10 protein-coding genes are annotated in these 17,726 nt (G+C 35.8%); 6 read left to right on the forward strand and 4 right to left on the reverse strand.

What is annotated here, in order from left to right; genetic code table 11:
- The 3 genes from LK994_RS07035 to LK994_RS07045 all read right to left on the reverse strand — a co-directional run bounded on the left by LK994_RS07035 (position 1) and on the right by LK994_RS07045 (position 5,473).
- Positions 1-4,680 carry a PKD domain-containing protein gene (locus LK994_RS07035; protein WP_229762189.1) on the reverse strand — a complete coding sequence of 1,560 codons (4,680 nt, stop codon included), beginning with the start codon at positions 4,678-4,680 and terminating at the stop codon, positions 1-3.
- 230 nt (positions 4,681-4,910) lie between these two features.
- Positions 4,911-5,123 (reverse strand): helix-turn-helix domain-containing protein, encoded by a 213-nt coding sequence (locus LK994_RS07040; RefSeq protein ID WP_229762190.1) that lies wholly within the window; start codon positions 5,121-5,123, stop codon positions 4,911-4,913.
- Positions 5,124-5,257: 134 nt separating this feature from the next.
- Positions 5,258-5,473, reverse strand: coding sequence for a helix-turn-helix domain-containing protein (locus LK994_RS07045; RefSeq protein ID WP_229762191.1), 216 nt, complete (start codon positions 5,471-5,473; stop codon positions 5,258-5,260).
- 402 nt (positions 5,474-5,875) lie between these two features.
- Between LK994_RS07045 and LK994_RS07050 the strand changes: the two genes are divergently transcribed.
- The 3 genes from LK994_RS07050 to LK994_RS07060 are packed head-to-tail and all read left to right on the forward strand — an operon-like array spanning position 5,876 to position 10,145.
- A complete protein-coding gene (locus tag LK994_RS07050) occupies positions 5,876-7,831 on the forward strand; it encodes a PAS domain-containing sensor histidine kinase (RefSeq protein WP_229762192.1) in 1,956 nt (651 codons plus the stop codon).
- 19 nt (positions 7,832-7,850) lie between these two features.
- Positions 7,851-8,297, forward strand: coding sequence for a response regulator (locus tag LK994_RS07055; protein WP_229762193.1), 447 nt, complete (start codon positions 7,851-7,853; stop codon positions 8,295-8,297).
- 15 nt (positions 8,298-8,312) lie between these two features.
- Positions 8,313-10,145: a hybrid sensor histidine kinase/response regulator gene (locus LK994_RS07060; protein WP_229762194.1), complete on the forward strand. Its 1,833-nt coding sequence runs from the start codon at positions 8,313-8,315 to the stop codon at positions 10,143-10,145.
- Between the two features lie 58 nt (positions 10,146-10,203).
- On the opposite strand, the gene LK994_RS07065 is transcribed toward LK994_RS07060, so the two are convergent.
- Positions 10,204-10,830 carry a response regulator gene (locus LK994_RS07065; protein ID WP_229762195.1) on the reverse strand — a complete coding sequence of 209 codons (627 nt, stop codon included), beginning with the start codon at positions 10,828-10,830 and terminating at the stop codon, positions 10,204-10,206.
- A gap of 383 nt (positions 10,831-11,213) precedes the next feature.
- Here LK994_RS07065 and LK994_RS07070 point away from each other — a divergent pair, with 383 nt between their 5' ends.
- The 3 genes from LK994_RS07070 to LK994_RS07080 all read left to right on the forward strand — a co-directional run bounded on the left by LK994_RS07070 (position 11,214) and on the right by LK994_RS07080 (position 17,719).
- Positions 11,214-13,328, forward strand: a complete 2,115-nt coding sequence (locus LK994_RS07070) for a PAS domain-containing sensor histidine kinase (RefSeq protein ID WP_229762196.1) — start codon at positions 11,214-11,216, stop codon at positions 13,326-13,328.
- Between the two features lie 146 nt (positions 13,329-13,474).
- Entirely contained in the window at positions 13,475-14,536 is a 1,062-nt protein-coding gene (locus tag LK994_RS07075; protein WP_229762197.1) for an efflux RND transporter periplasmic adaptor subunit, read from the forward strand.
- 102 nt (positions 14,537-14,638) lie between these two features.
- The gene (locus LK994_RS07080; protein WP_229762198.1) at positions 14,639-17,719 is read left to right on the forward strand and encodes an efflux RND transporter permease subunit; all 3,081 of its coding nucleotides are present in this window, start codon (positions 14,639-14,641) and stop codon (positions 17,717-17,719) included.
- The last annotated feature ends 7 nt before the right edge of the window (positions 17,720-17,726 follow it).

Below are 17,726 nucleotides of genomic sequence, written 5' to 3' on the forward strand. Positions count from 1 at the left end.
TTAATTGGCTAAAAAGACCGTTCCATTTAGATCTAACACTTCGTTGTTATCACAAACGATCTGTATAGTATAGACAAATGTTTCAGAATTTAATTTTTGTCCTTTAAAAGTTCCATCCCAGCCATAGGAAGCATCATTTGAGTTGAAGTTATTTTTTTCAAAAATGGTTTCCCCCCAGCGGCTGAATATCCGTAGATTTTTTATTTTGTATAATCCTGTCCCTCTCGGATAAAATATATCATTTACACCATCTCTGTTGGGCGTAAAAAGATTTGGCATAAAAACATTGGTGCCATTACAAATAACAAATACTGTGACATTATCAGTTGCTTTGCAACCACCTCTGTTTTTAACCTCAACAGTATATTGGCTTGTTTCTTTTGGTTTAACTGTTAAAGCGGGCAAATCATTAGAGCTGCTGATTACATTTGTTTGTGGTGTCCATGTTACTTGAGTAACATCCGACGATATTTTTGGTTGTATGGTTACACTTTGTCCAACTACTACAGTTTTGTTTTCTCCGGCTTCTACAGTTGGCATAGGGTATACCGTTAGTTTTATATAACCGGTATCTTTAAAGCATCCCGTTTCGTCTGAGCCAATTACCCTGTAGGTGATAGAACTATCGGGCTTTGCTGTAGGATTGGCTGTGTTTGTGCAACTCAAGCCATATGCAGGAGACCATTCATAATTGTCGGCTCCGTTAGCTTCTAAACGTTTTGCTTGCCCAAAACACAATTTGTCTGGTTGGCTATAAGTGATACTCAATGGTTGTTTTACATTTACCGAGATACTGCTGTTGGCGTTACAACCTTCCAATGAACTTCCGGTGACAATATATTTAGTACTTACAGCTGGTATTGTAGTTATTGATGAAGTAGTATCTTTAATCAAGCCTCTGTTAGACAACCAACTATATTTTGAGGCCCCGCTGGCATGTAAAGTAACAGCCTGCCCTCTACACAAGAGTGTGTCTTGAGATACTTTTATAACAGGAGTAGCATAAGCCTCAATAACTTTTTGAACCGTTTTAGCACAACCATTACTGTTTATTGCTGTAAGTGTTATTGTGTATACTCCTGCTGTATTGTACACTTGATCGGGAGGAGTTTGTAAGTCAGATGTTTTTTCATTTCCCATGTCCCAATGCCATGAAATAAATGAGGCAACTTCTTCTGTTGAAGAGCCACTTAATTTCGCAGTTAGTGGGGTGCATCCATTACCATTCGATAGAATTTCTATACCCGATGATGGAACTACTTTTACTGGTATCGGTGTTTGATATTGTCCACTACATCCAAAGCGGGTGGTCACTGTTAATGTGGGATAGTATAAGCCAGGTATTTTATATTGGTGTATCGGGTTTTTTTCTGCAGAGGTAGTATTATCTCCGAAGTCCCAGAAATAGGTAAGTATAATATCATTGGTGATTGTAGTATTTGTAAAATTTATATCGGTTTGCGTACATATTATATTGTTAGGAAATTTAAATGATGGAGCAGCAAATACGTTTACTATTGTATCTTTTCCGGCAACGGGAACTTTGCATCCGACATTATCGATCAAAATTATTTTTGGTATAAAAATTCCTGAATCCTGATAATGATAATTTATAATGGAGTCTTTATTGGCTAAAGTATTGCCATTATCAAAGTCCCATATATATGACACCGCATCAGTAGATGAAATTTTAAAATTAACATCGTAAGGTTTACATGACCTTAAGGGGTCATAGGTAAGAGTACCCCTTGGGCCGGTCACTGTTATTTTTTTCTGCATAGTGTCTATACAACCTCCCGGTCCTTTTGAATACAAAGTGGCTGTATAAACTCCAGGGTAAGTATAAAAATGTGTGGGATTATGAACGTTAGTGGAGGAGTTATCACCAAAGTCCCAATATTCTTCTCTGGCATTAACAGAGAAATTAGTAAACTGAATGATCAATGGAGGGCAGGTACGAAAAGAATCACTCATTTTAAAATTTGCGACGGTTCGGGCAATTCTTATTGCATTTATTATTTTACTGGAATCTTCACATCCGTTACTATTTTTAACAAATAACTTAACTGTATATAATCCTTCATTAGAATAATTGTGTATGGGGGTTTGGGTAGTTGAAGTATTCCCATCGCCGAAATCCCACAGATAAGTATTGCCGGGATTGGTGGCGGGAGCTGTAAATTTTACCGGAGAATTAGGGCAGGCAATAGTATCTGATAAAGAGAATTTCGCATCCACTTTTATGATCTGAATAGCAGAAGGAATTGCAAGAGAATCTCTGCAACCTTTGCTGTCAATCAGTTTTAAGGATATGGGATATTTTCCTGCTCTTTTGAATGCATGTATAAAAGATTGATTGCCTAGGGTATCAATAACGCCATCTCCATAGTTCCATATCCATTTTTGTAAAACGGCGTTTCCTCCTTTTGAAGAGTTGTCATCAAAAAGAGCAGGAGAATTAACACATACAATTGTATCTGTAATTGCAAAATTCGCTTTTGGTGCTGTTATATTGATGTAATTAGTTTTTATTAATGTGTCTCTGCAGTTTAGAATATTTGTGGTGGTTAACGTTACAGTATACAAGCCTGGTTCTTTATAAATATGCCAAACCTTGTTACTGGAGGTGTCAATTCGTTTGCTTCCGTCGCCAAAGTTCCAGGAAAAATTAAATACATCAGACATGTCGAGTGGACTTGTAAAATATATCTTTTCATCTCTACAGGCATCTGTACGGGATGCAGAGAATGAGGGAATGGTAGTGAGTATTTTTGCAGCTTTTGTAGATGAGTGATCACAACCCGTTGAGTCGTTCCACACAAACAACGTTACATCAAAATCGCCATTTCTTGGATAAGTATGAGCCGGAGAATTTTCCGTCGATGTCGTGCCATCGCCAAAATCCCATAAAAATCGTGTGGCGTTTCTGGAAAGATTTACAAAAGTTCTTACATACGGCTCCTCACATTTCATCGATCCCATAAATTTTGATACAGCAGGTTTTATGTAAATATATTTTTTGAAGACGATTGTATCAGTGCATCCCCCATTCATTGCTACCAAACGAACAGTCATCCAGCCGGTATCTTTATAAGAATGTTTTGGATCTTTTTCATTAGAAACACCAAAGTCGCCAAAATTCCATTCAAAACTCGTTGCGCCACCTGTTGAAAGGTTAGTAAATTGTATAGCTGTTTTGGCGCAACTATTACGAATGTCAGCTGAAAAATTGGCTACAGGTTTGGTGGTTACTCTTATGGCATTGTCCATATAAGCAGTGTCTTTGCAGCCGTTTACAGAAGTGCTGATAAGTGAAATGTTTTGATAGCCAAGTTTACTGAAAGTATGTGTAGGCGATTCTTCTGTTGAAGTTGTTCCATCGCCAAAATTCCACAAATAACTACTTACCATATTTTTGTTAAGTATATCAACAGTTAACTTTTTTGTGAGCGATTGACAACCGCTATCGGGCAAATTATTAAAAGTCAAGATAGGGTGGTTAATTTTTATATAGTTTATTTTTTTTATCGAATCGGAGCAGCCATTATTATTTTTTACGATTAATTTTATTGTGTAAGTTCCTGTGTCTTTATATTCATGTGTTGGGTTCGAGAATTTTGAAGTTGAGCCATCACCAAAATCCCATAAATAGCCATTGTCCACTAATTCTTTATTGTTAAAATGTACAAGAACAGGTGGTCTGCAACTTTCCAGGTTATCTCCCGAAAATTGAGCACTAACGGCATCGAGTACCTGTAAATTTTTTACGATTGAATCGGTACATCCATATTGATTTGATGTAATAAGCTTAACAGAATAATTTCCGCTGTTGGTGAAAGTATGTGTAGGGGAACTTATTGTTGAGGTAGTGCCATCCCCAAAGCTCCAATAATAACTGATTGTTCCTGTTCCGCTGGAAAGGTTTTGAAACAAAATTTTATTCGGCGTACAGGTTGCAAGAGTTTTAGTTGAAAAATCTGCTTTTACTGTATGTGTTTTAATAAAATTGGTTTTGCTTGATGTGGCGATACATCCGTTTATATTTGTTATTTTAAGTGTTACATTGTAATTACCCTTTAAAGTATACGTATGAGATGGGTTTTGTTGTGAGGATAAAGTTCCGTCGCCAAAGTCCCACTCTCTGGTACTTATGCTTTCTGGTCCGGCAATAGACGCATCAGAAAAATTAACAGTGAAAGGAGAGCATCCTACAGTAGCGGCAGCATTGAAATTAACAAGCGGAGCACCATAAACTGTAATGTATTGTAGTTTAACAATAGAATCTATATTATTACCTGTTTTTACAGTTAGCTTAACTGTATACTTTCCAGGGTTAAAATAAGTGGCAGAGGGATTTTGCAAATTCGAATGTGTACCATTTCCCAAATTCCATTTCCACTCTTTTGGATTACCGGTTGATTGATCTGTAAACTTCACAAGTACCGGTACACAACCGCTTATAACGTTAGCCGAAAAATTAGCGATAGGTTGTGCTACTATTTTTATCGATAGACAAAGTATTGTTAGGCAAAAGAAAATAGTTTTAAGTTTCACTTTAGACCCTAATGATGAAGGAACAATTGCATTGCCCTGAATACTTGTATTTACAGGGGGGAGGAAGATATTTTGTTGTATCTTTTTATTACTGTCAATATCGACAGATGAGAGTATGCAGTTCATAGGGTAAGGTTTTATCTTGGAACTACAAAAGTCTTTATACAAAAGATATTTTTTTGTAGAAGAAAAAAGCATGTTTGTGTACAACTCTTTCTACAAATAAAATTGCAAGTGTAATGTATCGGCAGTCAATTATTTAATCAAACGACAAGATAGTGCATGATTAAAAGTTGAGAAGTCTTTTTGCTAAGCAGATAATCGTGTTTATAAAGGTGGAATAACTGGAGCTGAGATCATTTAAATAATTCAGCTATATGCACATCAAGTGCGGTACTCAGTTTGTGTACGGTGAAAACGGTTGAATTCATTTGACCAGACTCTATTCTCGATATTCTGGATTTTTCAAGATTAGATTTGATTGCCAGTTCAGCCTGCGTCATATTATTAAGTTGCCTGAGTTCTTTAACTCTTTCACCAAGCTTTATTAGTATGAGACGATCATCCATAGAAAATTATGTGTTTCAATGATTGGAAACAATTGTATCTTGACAAAGGTCAAACAAAGAAAAATGATCGGGTATCGAAGAAATGCTTTAAAGCTTGTAGTACGCTTTCTACTTTGGCAAAACAATCGTAAGCATTAATCCTTGAAAAATTCTGTAATTGGGATATCAAGTGCTTTACTTATCTTATATAGTGTTCGGATGGTTGGATTAGTTTGTCCCGACTCTATTCTCGACATACTTGCTTTTTCAAAATCGCATTCGATTGCCAGCTCATTTTGGGTCATGTTCTTTTTGCTCCTTAAAGCCTTTATTTTACTCCCTAATCTTTTCTGTAATTCAATGTGATTCATAACGCTAAATATCGGCAAGCTATATTAAATCTAGGTTGTCATAAAGGACAATTGTCATACCAATGACTGATTCTTATCATCTATAAGTTCGTTGACTCAGAATGAGTATCACCCGAATTGAAAATAAATTTCGTAGTGTTGTGTTTTATTGCAACTTTTGCTTAATAATTTCGTTAATACTTATTATTAAAGTTAAACAAAGTGGCTAAAATGTACTTTTTTAATCTTAGCAAATAAAGACCCTAACCTTTAAACCTTATCTGAAAATGAAACGACCTTTATTGATAAGTAATATTTGTTTTTTCATAAATCCGCGTTTTTTCACAGATTTTGTTGTTTTATATTTCATCAGACAGTTCTTTTTTGTACCTTCTTTCCTTTTAACAAGATCAATTTATAGATATGATTGATTTTAAAAAACTTTTTGAAGAAGCACCAGGATTATACTTGATTTTAAATCCGGAACTAAGAATAGTGGAGGCAAGTAATGCTTACCTTATTGCTACGATGACTGATCGCATGGAAATAATTGGTAGAGACCTATTTGAAGTTTTTCCTGATAATCCGGATGATGCCACTGCGGACGGTGTATCTAATCTTCGTAATTCGTTGAACTATGTTTTAAAGAATCATATTCCACATGCAATGTCTGTACAAAAATATGATATCAGAAAACCAGATGGAGTTTTTGAAGAGCGGTATTGGAGCCCTTATAACAAGCCGGTTTTTAATGAAAAACGTGAGGTTATTTATATTATACATAATGTTCAGGATGTAACAGATCTGATGCGTCTTCAAAATGCAAGGGAAGATCTTGATAACGAAAATAAAGTGCTCCTCATTCAAAATGAGGAAAAGGATAGACGAACCACTGAACTTAACATCGCCTATAAAGAAATATCTGATTACAAATATGCACTGGATGAATCTTCTATCGTAGCTATCACCGATCATAAAGGGATCATCAATCACGTAAATGATAATTTTTGCAAAATTTCACAATATAGCAGAGAAGAACTGATTGGGCAGGATCATCGGATCATTAATTCCGGTTTTCACTCAAAAGAATTTATTCGTACGATATGGGTAACAATAGCGAATGGAAATATATGGAGAGGAGAACTGAAAAACAAAGCTAAAGATGGTAGTTTTTACTGGGTAGATACAACTATTATTCCTTTTTTGAATGAACAAAAAAAACCGTATCAATATGTTGCCATCAGGGCAGATATAACATCGAGAAAATTGACGGAGGAAAATTTGGAAAAAAGTCTGAGAGAAATATCAGATTATAAATATGCACTTAATGAATCATCGATAGTAGCGATTACAGATCAAAAAGGCATTATCAAATACGCCAATTATAATTTCTGCAAAATATCCAAGTTCAGCTATGAAGAATTGATTGGCCAGGATCATCGGATCATCAATTCCGGATACCATCCCAAAGACTTTATCCGCAACTTATGGGTGACCATTGCCAATGGCAAAATATGGAGAGGAGAATTGAAGAATAAAGCTAAAGATGGAACTTTTTATTGGGTGGATACAACCATTGTTCCTTTTTTAAATGAAGCAGGAAGGCCTTATCAATATGTAGCAATACGTGCCGATATTACACAGCGTAAACAAGCTGAAGAAGAAATTAAGGTTTTGAATGAAGAGTTGGAAACACGTGTAAAAGAACGAACAGAAGAACTTGAATCCTTTTCCTACTCTGTATCACATGATTTGAGGGCTCCCTTAAGAGCAGTGAATGGCTATGCAAGAATGCTAGAAGAAGATTATAAACATTTATTTGATGAAGAAGGAAAGCGATTGTTGGGGGAAGTTCAGCGGAATGCAAAAAAGATGGGAGTGTTGATAGATGATCTGCTTAGTTTTTCAAGGCTGGGCAGAAAAGAGATCAATAAGTCTGTTATTGAAATGAATGACCTTGTGACAGCTGCGATCAAAGAGATTCAGCAAACAGGAGAGATTCAGGCACAAATAAAATATAATAATCTCATATCTGTAAAGGCAGATTATACATTGATGTTACATGTTATGATTAATTTAATTTCTAATGCTTTAAAGTATTCAGCAAAAAATAAAAATCCAATTGTCGAAATACGATGTAAAAGAGAGAAAGACGATTTAGTTTATTCTGTTAGCGATAATGGCGTAGGTTTTGATATGGAGTATATCGGGAAACTTTTCGGCGTGTTTCAACGCTTACATTCTGCCGACGAATTTCCGGGAACCGGAGTGGGGCTTGCAATAGTACAGCGTATAATACATAAACATAAAGGAAGAGTTTGGGCTGAAGGAAAGGTTGGAAAGGGGGCTGTTTTTTATTTCAGTCTCCCCGAAAATTAATCACACTAAAACAAACACCATGTTAGCAGAAAATTCAGAAGTGGAGATATTGCTTGTAGAAGACAATATGAATGATGCAGAATTAACTATTCGTGCACTTCGAAAAAACAAACTTGCCAATAATCTTATTCATTTAAAAGATGGAGCAAGCGCTATTGATTTTCTTTTTGGCAAAGGAGAGTTTGAAGGAAGGAATATAAATAATATGCCTAAGGTTATTTTGCTGGACCTTAAAATGCCGAAAATTGATGGCCTTGAGGTGTTAAGGAATATAAAGTTGAATGATTCAACAAAAAGGATTCCGATTGTGATACTTACTTCTTCAAAGGAGAGTCCGGATATTGAAAAAGCTTATCAGTTAGGAGCTAACAGCTATATTGTTAAACCGGTAGATTTCGACGGCTTTATGAAAGGAATTTCAGACCTCGGTTTTTATTGGATGTTATTGAATCAAAATCCTATCTAAACAAAATATTAAACATTGAATAGAAAATTAAAAATATTACACCTCGAAGATCTTGATTCGGATGCAGAATTGGTGGAACGTGAATTGAAGAAGGGCAATATCTTGTTTGATAAATTGGTAGTAGATACCAGAGACGATTTTGAGAATGCATTGGCACAATTTTCTCCGGATATCATCTTGTCTGATCATTCTCTACCTTCTTTTAATTCAATACAAGCTTTGAAAATTGTAAAACGTGCAGGATTAAATATTCCATTCATTCTCATTACAGCAACGGTTTCGGAAGAATTTGCAGTAAGCGTTATGCAGGAAGGAGCTGATGATTATATTCTTAAAGACAAAATGGGGAGGCTGCCATCAGCAATTGCTCATGTGATGGAGAAGTATGAATCAAACCTGGCAAAAAAACAGGCTGAGGCTCGTTTGCTTGCAGCCCATGAAAGATTAATGTTTCATCTTGAAAATTCGCCATTAGGGTATATAGAATGGGATGATGCGTTGAATGTAAAAACATGGTCGAAACGTACACAGGAAATTTTTGGGTGGACTAAAGAAGAGTTTAATCAGATCCCAAAAAATAAACATAGTCATGTGTATGTAGAAGACAGAGAAAAGGTGTACGCAATTGCAGAAAAATTAGCGAATGGTACATTAGAAAGAGATAATACACTAAACAGAAACTACACCAAAGATGGGAATGTTATTTGGTGTGAGTGGTTTAATTCTACGCTTAAAAATGAAAATGGAAAAGTTGTTACGATCATGTCTTTAGTGCAGGATGTTACCGAACGAAAGAAAGCAGAAGAGGCACTTGTTGAAAAGGAACTTCGTTTCAGGGAATTTTTTGAAACGGCACCTGAGGCAATTTTGGTAGTAGATCCTGCTACTGCCAGGTTTGTGGATTATAACGATAATGCATTGCGATTGCTTAAATGTTCTGGCGAAGCATTGCTTAAAAAAGGTCCTCGAGATATTACTGCTCCATTTCAATCGCAGGGAGATGGGCTGGATGAAAGAATAAAGGAATATATCATTCGTACTATGCAGGGAGAACGACCCATATTTGATTGGATAATTCGGGATTTTGAAGGGAATGATATTTTTTGCGAAATAAGGTTGAATGTGATTGCAAATGCTGGCAATCCTATGATAAGGGCGAGTGTGTTGGATATTACTGAAAGAGTTCAGTTGGAACGAAAATTATTGGAAGAGAAAATAAAAAATCAAAAAGAAATAACGGAGGCCATTATAACAGCACAGGAATTTGAACGTTCGTTTCTTGGGGAAGAGTTGCACGATAATATTAACCAGATACTGGCTACTTCCAAGTTGTATATGGATGTTTCGATCAATTCTGATATTTTGCGAAAAGACCTGATGACAAGTAGTCGCAATTATTTAGCTGATGCGATGGAGGAAATAAGGAAGTTGTCTAAGTCTTTACAGCCTCCATCATTAGGAGAAACAAGCCTTCAGAGTGCTGTGAATGAAATGCTTGGAAACATAAAACAATTGAATAAATTGGATATTATTTACGAATGGGAAAATGTGGATGAAAAAACTTTAAATGAAAAAATAAAATTAGCAGTATTTAGAATTATCCAGGAGCAGTTGAATAATATATCCAAACATGCTCAGGCTAAAAAGGCATCTATTCAGCTAAAACAAATGAACACCAGATTGATCTTAATTATTAAGGATGATGGTGTGGGATTCGATACATCTGCCAAACGTAAAGGAATAGGACTTAAAAATATTTCAAACAGAGCAAGTTTGTTTAATGGAGAAGTAACCATTGTTTCAGCCCCAGGAGCTGGATGCGTACTAACTGTAAAATTCAGTATTTAAATTAGTCATCAATAAATTCTGGTTAATAGCTATAATTTATTGATGATTAATTTTGTTATTACAAATTAAATGAAACTGCCAGCTCTTTTAATTCTAAAATATTGGTAACACCTAATTTTTCTAACAACCTGGCTTTATGTGTGCCTACTGTAGAAACCTGAAGATTTAATGACTTTGAGATATCGCTTACGGTATGACCTAACAACAATAAAGAAACGATTTCAAATTCTCTTGCCGAAAGTTTATCAAACGGATTTGAACTTACATTAGAAAATGATTCTTCTGCAAGAGCGCTTGCAAGAGACTCACTTATATACATTCTTTCATTTAATATGAGATTGATCGCCTTTTTTATTTCTTCTAATGGTGCTTCTTTAGAAATAAAACCTTTAGCTCCGGCCTTCATAAACCGTTTGGCATATATCTTCTCCGAACTCATGGAAAAAATAAGAACTTTTATGGAAGGGTACTTGATATGAATGAATTCCATCAATCCAAGCGTATCTGTATTAGGCATTTGAATATCCATCATCATCAAATCATATGTCGCATGCTTTAATTTTTCCACTGCACTATCGCCATCTCCGGCCTCATCAATTTCGGCCGGCTTGTATATTTCTGAAAGCAATCCTTTAATGCCGGAACGGACTACAATATGGTCATCAACCAATAAAAATCTTTTCATATAAAGTACTACGGTTTTAGGTCACATTAAAAGTAGAAGTTTTTCTACACAAAACCAACCTTTTCAACTAATTCATTCAATAAACTTTTTCGGAGATTTGCTATTCTAATCAATATCTGAAATAAACAAAAGTTAGAACCCGTTTTATGATCTTTATCAAAGGCAAAAAAAGTTGTTTTGTAATTGCCTTTAATGAAAAACCTGCCGGAAAATAATTTTGTGTAGGCTTTGTGAAGCCAGCCTGCACGAAATTTCTAGCATATTGATCAGTAAGTATATATTTTTTAAAGTATAATATACTGAAAAGTAATGTTATAAAATTTCGAATGTTTATCTGCCGGTAATTAACCATGTTAATTACCGGCAGTAAAAAATAAAATCCTATGAAACCTATTCAAATCGAAGAGTTTGAAGAGCAGATGAAAAAACGATCTGATCGGCTCATAAACTATTTCCTGATGGCCTATTTTTTGATTGGGCTGTTATTTTCATTTTTTTATAATACCTGGGATATTGCAATTGGTGTTGGGGGTAGTGCTGTCATTGCATATTATTTATCAAAACATTATTCTTTCCACTCAACTTTTTATCAATATGTACTAAGTGCTGTGATTGGCATTTTTATGTCGCAATTTATTTTTCAGTTGCATGGTATGTTCGAGATGCATTTTTTTGCTTTTATAGGAAGTGCGATTCTCATTACTTACCGAAACTGGAAACTACAGCTTCCGCTGGCTGCTGTATTACTACTTCATCACTTTTTTTTCGGATATCTTCAGGTTGTTAGTCCTGATAAGGTCTACTTTATTCAATTGGATTACACCTCTTTAAAAACCACTATAATACACAGTACGCTTACAATGTCAATTTTATCTCTTTGTGGGTTATGGTCATATAATATTAAAAAAGCCAGTGATGATCATATCATACAGAGTATAGAATTGGGGAAATTGCAGGAAGCTAATAAACAGAAAGAGGTGCTTATTGCAATGAGTGATAATCTGAGAATAAATAATGAGAAGCTGCAGGAAGCAAATAAAGAGTTAAGAACCATATTTAACGCAATTGATGAAGTACTGTTTTCAATTGATCTGGTGAACAACCGCATTATACAATTGTCGTCTACTTGCGAAAAAGTGACAGGCTGGACAAGAACTGAGTTTATGGCTGATATTAATTTGTGGATCAAACTCATACATCCTGATGATCTTTTGCATATGAATGAAAAGAAATTAAAATTAATAGAGGGGAAAACGATTGCATGTACATGTCGCATTATTCATAAAAACGGAGGTTTACGTTGGATGGAAGTGAAAATTATTCCCACACTGGATGTCAAAGGAGAATTAATAAGATTAGATAGTATAGTTAAGGATGTTACAGAAAGAAGAAAGTCTGAAGCTGCATTACAAGAGAGCTATAAGAAAATAGTTGCACAAAAACTATTAATGAAAACTACTGAACGGTTGGCCCGTTTTGGTAGCTGGCAAATAGATATACAAGATGAGATCGTTAAATGGTCGGATGAAGCATTCAGGATATATGGGTATGGTTCAACTGAGCATGAACCTTCGTATGAGTTCTTTTTAAATCATGTGCATCCCGAAGATCTGGAATATGTTAAAGCAACGATGGAGCATGCTTACTTACATTTGGATTCGGAAAAACTAAATTTCAGGATCATTGACAGAAAAGGGCAAACGAAATATTTGTATGCTGAATTAATGATTGAAAGAAATGTTGATGGTGAACCGATACGTGTTGCAGGCTTTAAACAGGATATTACTGAAAAAGTGATGCTGGAACAAAGTTTGGCAGAAGAAAGGAGTTGTAAACAAAAAGAGATAACCGCAGCTGTTATTAATGCACAAGAACAGGAACGGTCTTTTTTAGGAGAGGAATTGCATGATAATATTAATCCGGTTTTGGCTACTGCCAAATTATACATGGATAGTGCATTGGAAAATGCAGACATTCGCATTGATCTTATTAAGAGTACAAAAGAGTTTATCACTATGGCAATGGATGATATCAGAAAATTGTCTAAATCACTTTTGCCACCGTCTTTAGGAGAGGTTAGTCTATTAGAATCTTTGACAGATATGATAGAAAATATCAGCAGGGTAAATGATCTGCATTTTATTGTAAATAGCGAAGGATTTGATGAAAGCTCGATAAGTGATAAACAAAAATTGACCATTTTTAGGATAGCACAGGAACAAATAACCAATATTCTTAAACATGCTAAAGCAAATACCGTTATTATCAGCCTCAAACAACGGGAAAATTATCTGCAACTGATCATCAAAGATGATGGAGTTGGATTTAATACTGCAAAAAAACGGAATGGAGTTGGGTTACAAAATATCGCCAGCAGAGCAGAATTATACAATGGGAATGTTACGATTAATTCAAAATTAGGTAAGGGGTGTGAATTAGTAGTAAATTTCAATAATCAGGTGATTCCCTCCAGAAATGATATAGCAAAGGCAAGTTAATCTATCGTTAAAGTCAGTCCAGCCCTGCAAGCAGATCATACAATAATTGCCTAATAACTTCTTGCCTGGCCTTTCATCCCAATGTTTGAACATTTAAGTGGTAAACATGTTTACTTTTGTAGTTCAAACATTTATTCATTGATTTTATGGTATCAGTGTACAAAAAGATTCTTTTTGCTTCTATCTGCATTTTTGCCTTATCCTGCAAAAGCAAAAAAGAAGAGGCTACAAAACAGAATACAACTCAACAGGCAACATTGGTGGATGTAATAATTGCTGGTACACAACAGCTAAGTAACACCATCGAAGCCAATGGTAATGTCGTTGCAAACGAAAGCCTGGAAATTCATCCGGAAGTGAGCGGTCGGCTTACTTACCTTAATGTACCCGATGGAGCAAGTGTTAGTGCAGGCACTATATTGGCAAAAATTAATGATGCCGATCTACAGGCACAATTATCAAAAAGCAAAAGTCAATTATCGTTAGCCGAAAAAACAGAGGAACGTTTACGTAAATTATTGGCGGTAAACGGGATCAATCAAGCTGATTATGATGCAGCGTTAAATTCTGTGAATAATATCAAAGCTGATATTCAATTGTTAAAAGCGCAAATTGATAAAACAGTGGTAAAAGCTCCATTTGCCGGAGTATTAGGACTAAGGATGGTTAGTCCCGGGGCTTATATTACCCCACAAACTATACTGGCTACCTTACAGGAAACAAATAAAGTAAAAATTGATTTTACAGTACCTGCGATTTATGCTGACCTGATAAAACGTGGAGCTACTGTTTCAATCATAAATAATAACGAGCCTAAACGAACGGCTGTAATAGTGGCTACAGAAACTGAGATCAATACAACAACACGTAACCTGAAAGTGAGAGCATTATTGGGTGGAGTTCCCATTAATCCGGGGGCTTTTGTGAAAGTACTGATTGATGCCGGTAAACAAATTAATAGTATTGTTATCCCTACTAATGCCATCATACCGGATGCTACATCTAAAAAACTGATAGTGGTAAAAAATGGTAAAGGGACTTTTGTAAATGTAGAAACCGGGCTGCGTACATCAAGTGGCGTAGAAATTACAAAAGGTATAGCTGTTGGAGACTCTGTGGTTGTAACAGGGGTATTATTTGTTAAACCAAATGCACCCGTAAAAATAAAGAGCGTAAAGAACTTAACGGAGCTAACAAAAGAACAGTAATAAAAATAGAAACATGAATTAGATTGATCTTAGCTGGTACAAACAGATGTGATCAGCATAAATCTTTAGCGATCTGTTTTATCAGTGCATCTATAAGCAAATATGAATATTTCAGAATTATCACTTCGAAGGCCCATACTGGCAACCGTGCTGAACATTTTAATTGTTCTCTTCGGTATTGTCGGGTATACTTTTTTAGCAGTAAGGGATTATCCTGCTATTGATCCTCCAACAATAAATGTTAGAACAGCTTACGCCGGAGCTAATTCAGATATTATCGAAAGTCAGATAACGGAGCCTCTGGAAAAAGTGATCAATGGAATACCCGGTATTCGTTCTATCAATTCTTCAAGTACAGTTGGCCAAAGTAATATAACGGTAGAATTTAATGTAGGAGAAAATCTAGAAGCTTCTGCAAATGATGTTAGAGATAAGGTCGGTCAGGCGGTCCGAAATCTTCCCCAGGATATTGATGCACCTCCGGTTGTTACTAAAAGTGATGCAAATAGTGACTTCATAATTTTAATGTCTGTACAAAGTCATGATAAAAGCTTGATGGAGTTAAGTGATTATGCAGAAAATGTATTACAGGAAAAACTACAAACTATTCCGGAAGTAAGTGCAGTAAATATTCTTGGTCAGAAAAAACCTTCCATGCGTATTTGGGTAAATCCCGATAAAATGAATGCGTATAATATTTCTTTTAGTGATATTCGGACTTCTCTCGATAAAGAGAATGTTGAAATACCTTCGGGGAAATTATACGGGAAAACAACAGAGCTAACAATAAGAGCATTAGGAAAATTAGTTACAGAAGATGATTTTAATAATTTACTGTTGCGTGAGGATGCAAGTGGTATAGTAAGATTAAAAGATGTTGCTAAGGTAGAAATTGGCCCGGAAACGGAAGAGTTTAGCTGGAGGTTGAATGGAGTAAATGCAGTAGGGCTGGCTATTACACCGCAACCGGGGGCTAACTATATCAGGATCGCTGATGAGTTTTACAAACGAATTGAAGAAATAAAAAAAACACAAAAGGGAGACTTTGAATTAACTACGCTGATCGACAATACACAAAATGTTCGGAAAAGTATTCATGAAGTTGCAGAAACATTATTGATCTCGTTCAGCCTGGTAGTGCTGGTTATTTTCTTTTTCTTCAGAAATTTTTTAATTGCTATTCGGCCATTGATTGATATTCCGATTTCATTGATTGCCACTTTCTTTATCATGTATTTCTGTGGCTTTAGTATTAATATCTTAACCTTATTAGCAATTGTGTTAGCAACAGGGCTGGTGGTAGATGATGGTATTGTGGTAACTGAAAATATTTTCCGGAAATTAGAGCAAGGCTTGCCTATCCGGAAAGCTGCACTGGAAGGGAGTAAAGAAATTTTCTTTGCGGTAATATCTACTTCTATCACTCTAGCAGTGGTGTTTTTGCCGGTGATCTTCTTACAGGGATTTGTAGGAAGTCTGTTTCGTGAATTTGGTATCGTTGTAGCAGCGGCAGTATTGATTTCTGCATTTGTGTCGTTAACCATTACACCTGTATTGAATGTTGTATTAAACAGGAAGAAGGGAGGACATGGAAAATTTTATGATAAGACGGAGCCTTTCTTCAAAGGCATGGAAAATGGTTACAGGAAATTATTGAATGGATTTATAAAAGTACGTTGGATAGCTTGGGTTATTATCGCAGTTTGCCTCGGTATGTTATTTTATTTTATGAGTAACCTGCAAAGTGAATTGGCTCCTATGGAAGACAGAAGTACCATTCGTTTTCAATTGACCGGTCCGGAGGGAGCCAGTTATGGTTATATGGTAGATGCAGCAGATAATGTGGTGAACTATTTAAGTGACTCAATTCCGGAAAAAGATTTTGTGTTTATTGCTGTGCCTGGCTTCGGAGGAAATGGCGGTGTGAATACGGGTACATCAAGATTAAAAATGGTTGACCCTGATAAAAGAGAAAGAAGCCAGTTTGATATTGCAAAAGATCTGTCAAAAAAATTCTCCCGTTTTAATCAGATAAGAATTGCAGCAGTACAGGAGCAAACTATTTCTGTAGGGCTTGGATCTAGAGGAGCATTGCCGGTACAATTCATTTTACAAAATTTGGATTTTGAAAAGCTGAAAGCTATTATTCCTAAATTTTTAGAAGAAGCAAGAAAGGATCCCACCTTTATCCCACAAACCGTTGATGTAAATTTAAAATTCAACAAGCCCGAATTACAACTTACAATAGATAGAATAAAAGCAAAAGATCTGGGGCTGAGTATCAGTGATGTGGCGGATGTAGTGCAAAGTGCATTCAGCGGTAGAAGATTGGCATATTTTATCATGAATGGAAAACAATACCAGGTAATATCGCAAGTCGAATATAAAGACAGGCAGGCACCTAAAGATATTTCTAATTTATATGTTCGTAATAACCGGGGCGATAATATTCCTTTAACGGCGGTTGTTAAAATGCAGGAAAATTCAAATCCTCCAACATTGTATCATTTTAACCGTTTTAAAGCAGCTACTATACAGGCTGGATTAGCAGAGGGAAAGACGATCGGAGACGGTGTAAAAGCAATGCAGGCTATTGCACAGAAATTACTGGATGAATCTTTTCAAACAGCATTGAATGGCCCGTCGAGGGATTATGCTGAAAGTAGCAGCAATACAAACTTTGCTTTTATATTGGCACTGGTATTGATCTATTTGGTTTTAGCGGGTCAGTTCGAAAGTTTCAGAGATCCGTTTACTATCATGTTTACCGTTCCGCTGGCATTAGCTGGAGCATTATTAAGTTTGTGGATCTTTGATCAGACCATTAATATATTTTCACAGATCGGTATGATAATGTTGATTGGCTTAGTAACAAAAAATGGTATTTTAATTGTTGAATTTGCTAACCAAAAAAGAGAAAAGGGTATCGAGAAAAAGCAGGCTGTGTTGGAAGCTGCACAGCAAAGGCTGCGTCCTATTTTAATGACAAGCCTTGCCACAGCACTCGGTGCATTGCCTATTGCATTGAGTTTAGGAGCAGCAAGTACCAGTCGGGAACCTTTAGGTATTGTTATAGTTGGTGGTATTCTTTTTTCATTGATATTGACATTGTTTGTGATACCGGCAGTGTATACATATATCAGCGGAAAACACGATCCTAAAAAAGTATCCATAACAGATTAAACAAAAC

This window comes from Ferruginibacter lapsinanis, from assembly GCF_020783315.1.
GTDB lineage: Bacteria > Bacteroidota > Bacteroidia > Chitinophagales > Chitinophagaceae > Ferruginibacter > Ferruginibacter lapsinanis.

What these genes read in the sequence shown, in the direction of transcription:
- LK994_RS07035 (WP_229762189.1), bottom strand. Translation starts at nt 4,680, where the DNA reads ATGAACTGCATACTCTCATCTGTCGATATTGACAGTAATAAAAAGATA.
- LK994_RS07040 (WP_229762190.1), bottom strand. Translation starts at nt 5,123, where the DNA reads ATGGATGATCGTCTCATACTAATAAAGCTTGGTGAAAGAGTTAAAGAA.
- LK994_RS07045 (WP_229762191.1), bottom strand. Translation starts at nt 5,473, where the DNA reads ATGAATCACATTGAATTACAGAAAAGATTAGGGAGTAAAATAAAGGCT.
- LK994_RS07050 (WP_229762192.1), top strand. Translation starts at nt 5,876, where the DNA reads ATGATTGATTTTAAAAAACTTTTTGAAGAAGCACCAGGATTATACTTG.
- LK994_RS07055 (WP_229762193.1), top strand. Translation starts at nt 7,851, where the DNA reads ATGTTAGCAGAAAATTCAGAAGTGGAGATATTGCTTGTAGAAGACAAT.
- LK994_RS07065 (WP_229762195.1), bottom strand. Translation starts at nt 10,830, where the DNA reads ATGAAAAGATTTTTATTGGTTGATGACCATATTGTAGTCCGTTCCGGC.
- LK994_RS07070 (WP_229762196.1), top strand. Translation starts at nt 11,214, where the DNA reads ATGAAACCTATTCAAATCGAAGAGTTTGAAGAGCAGATGAAAAAACGA.
- LK994_RS07075 (WP_229762197.1), top strand. Translation starts at nt 13,475, where the DNA reads ATGGTATCAGTGTACAAAAAGATTCTTTTTGCTTCTATCTGCATTTTT.
- LK994_RS07080 (WP_229762198.1), top strand. Translation starts at nt 14,639, where the DNA reads ATGAATATTTCAGAATTATCACTTCGAAGGCCCATACTGGCAACCGTG.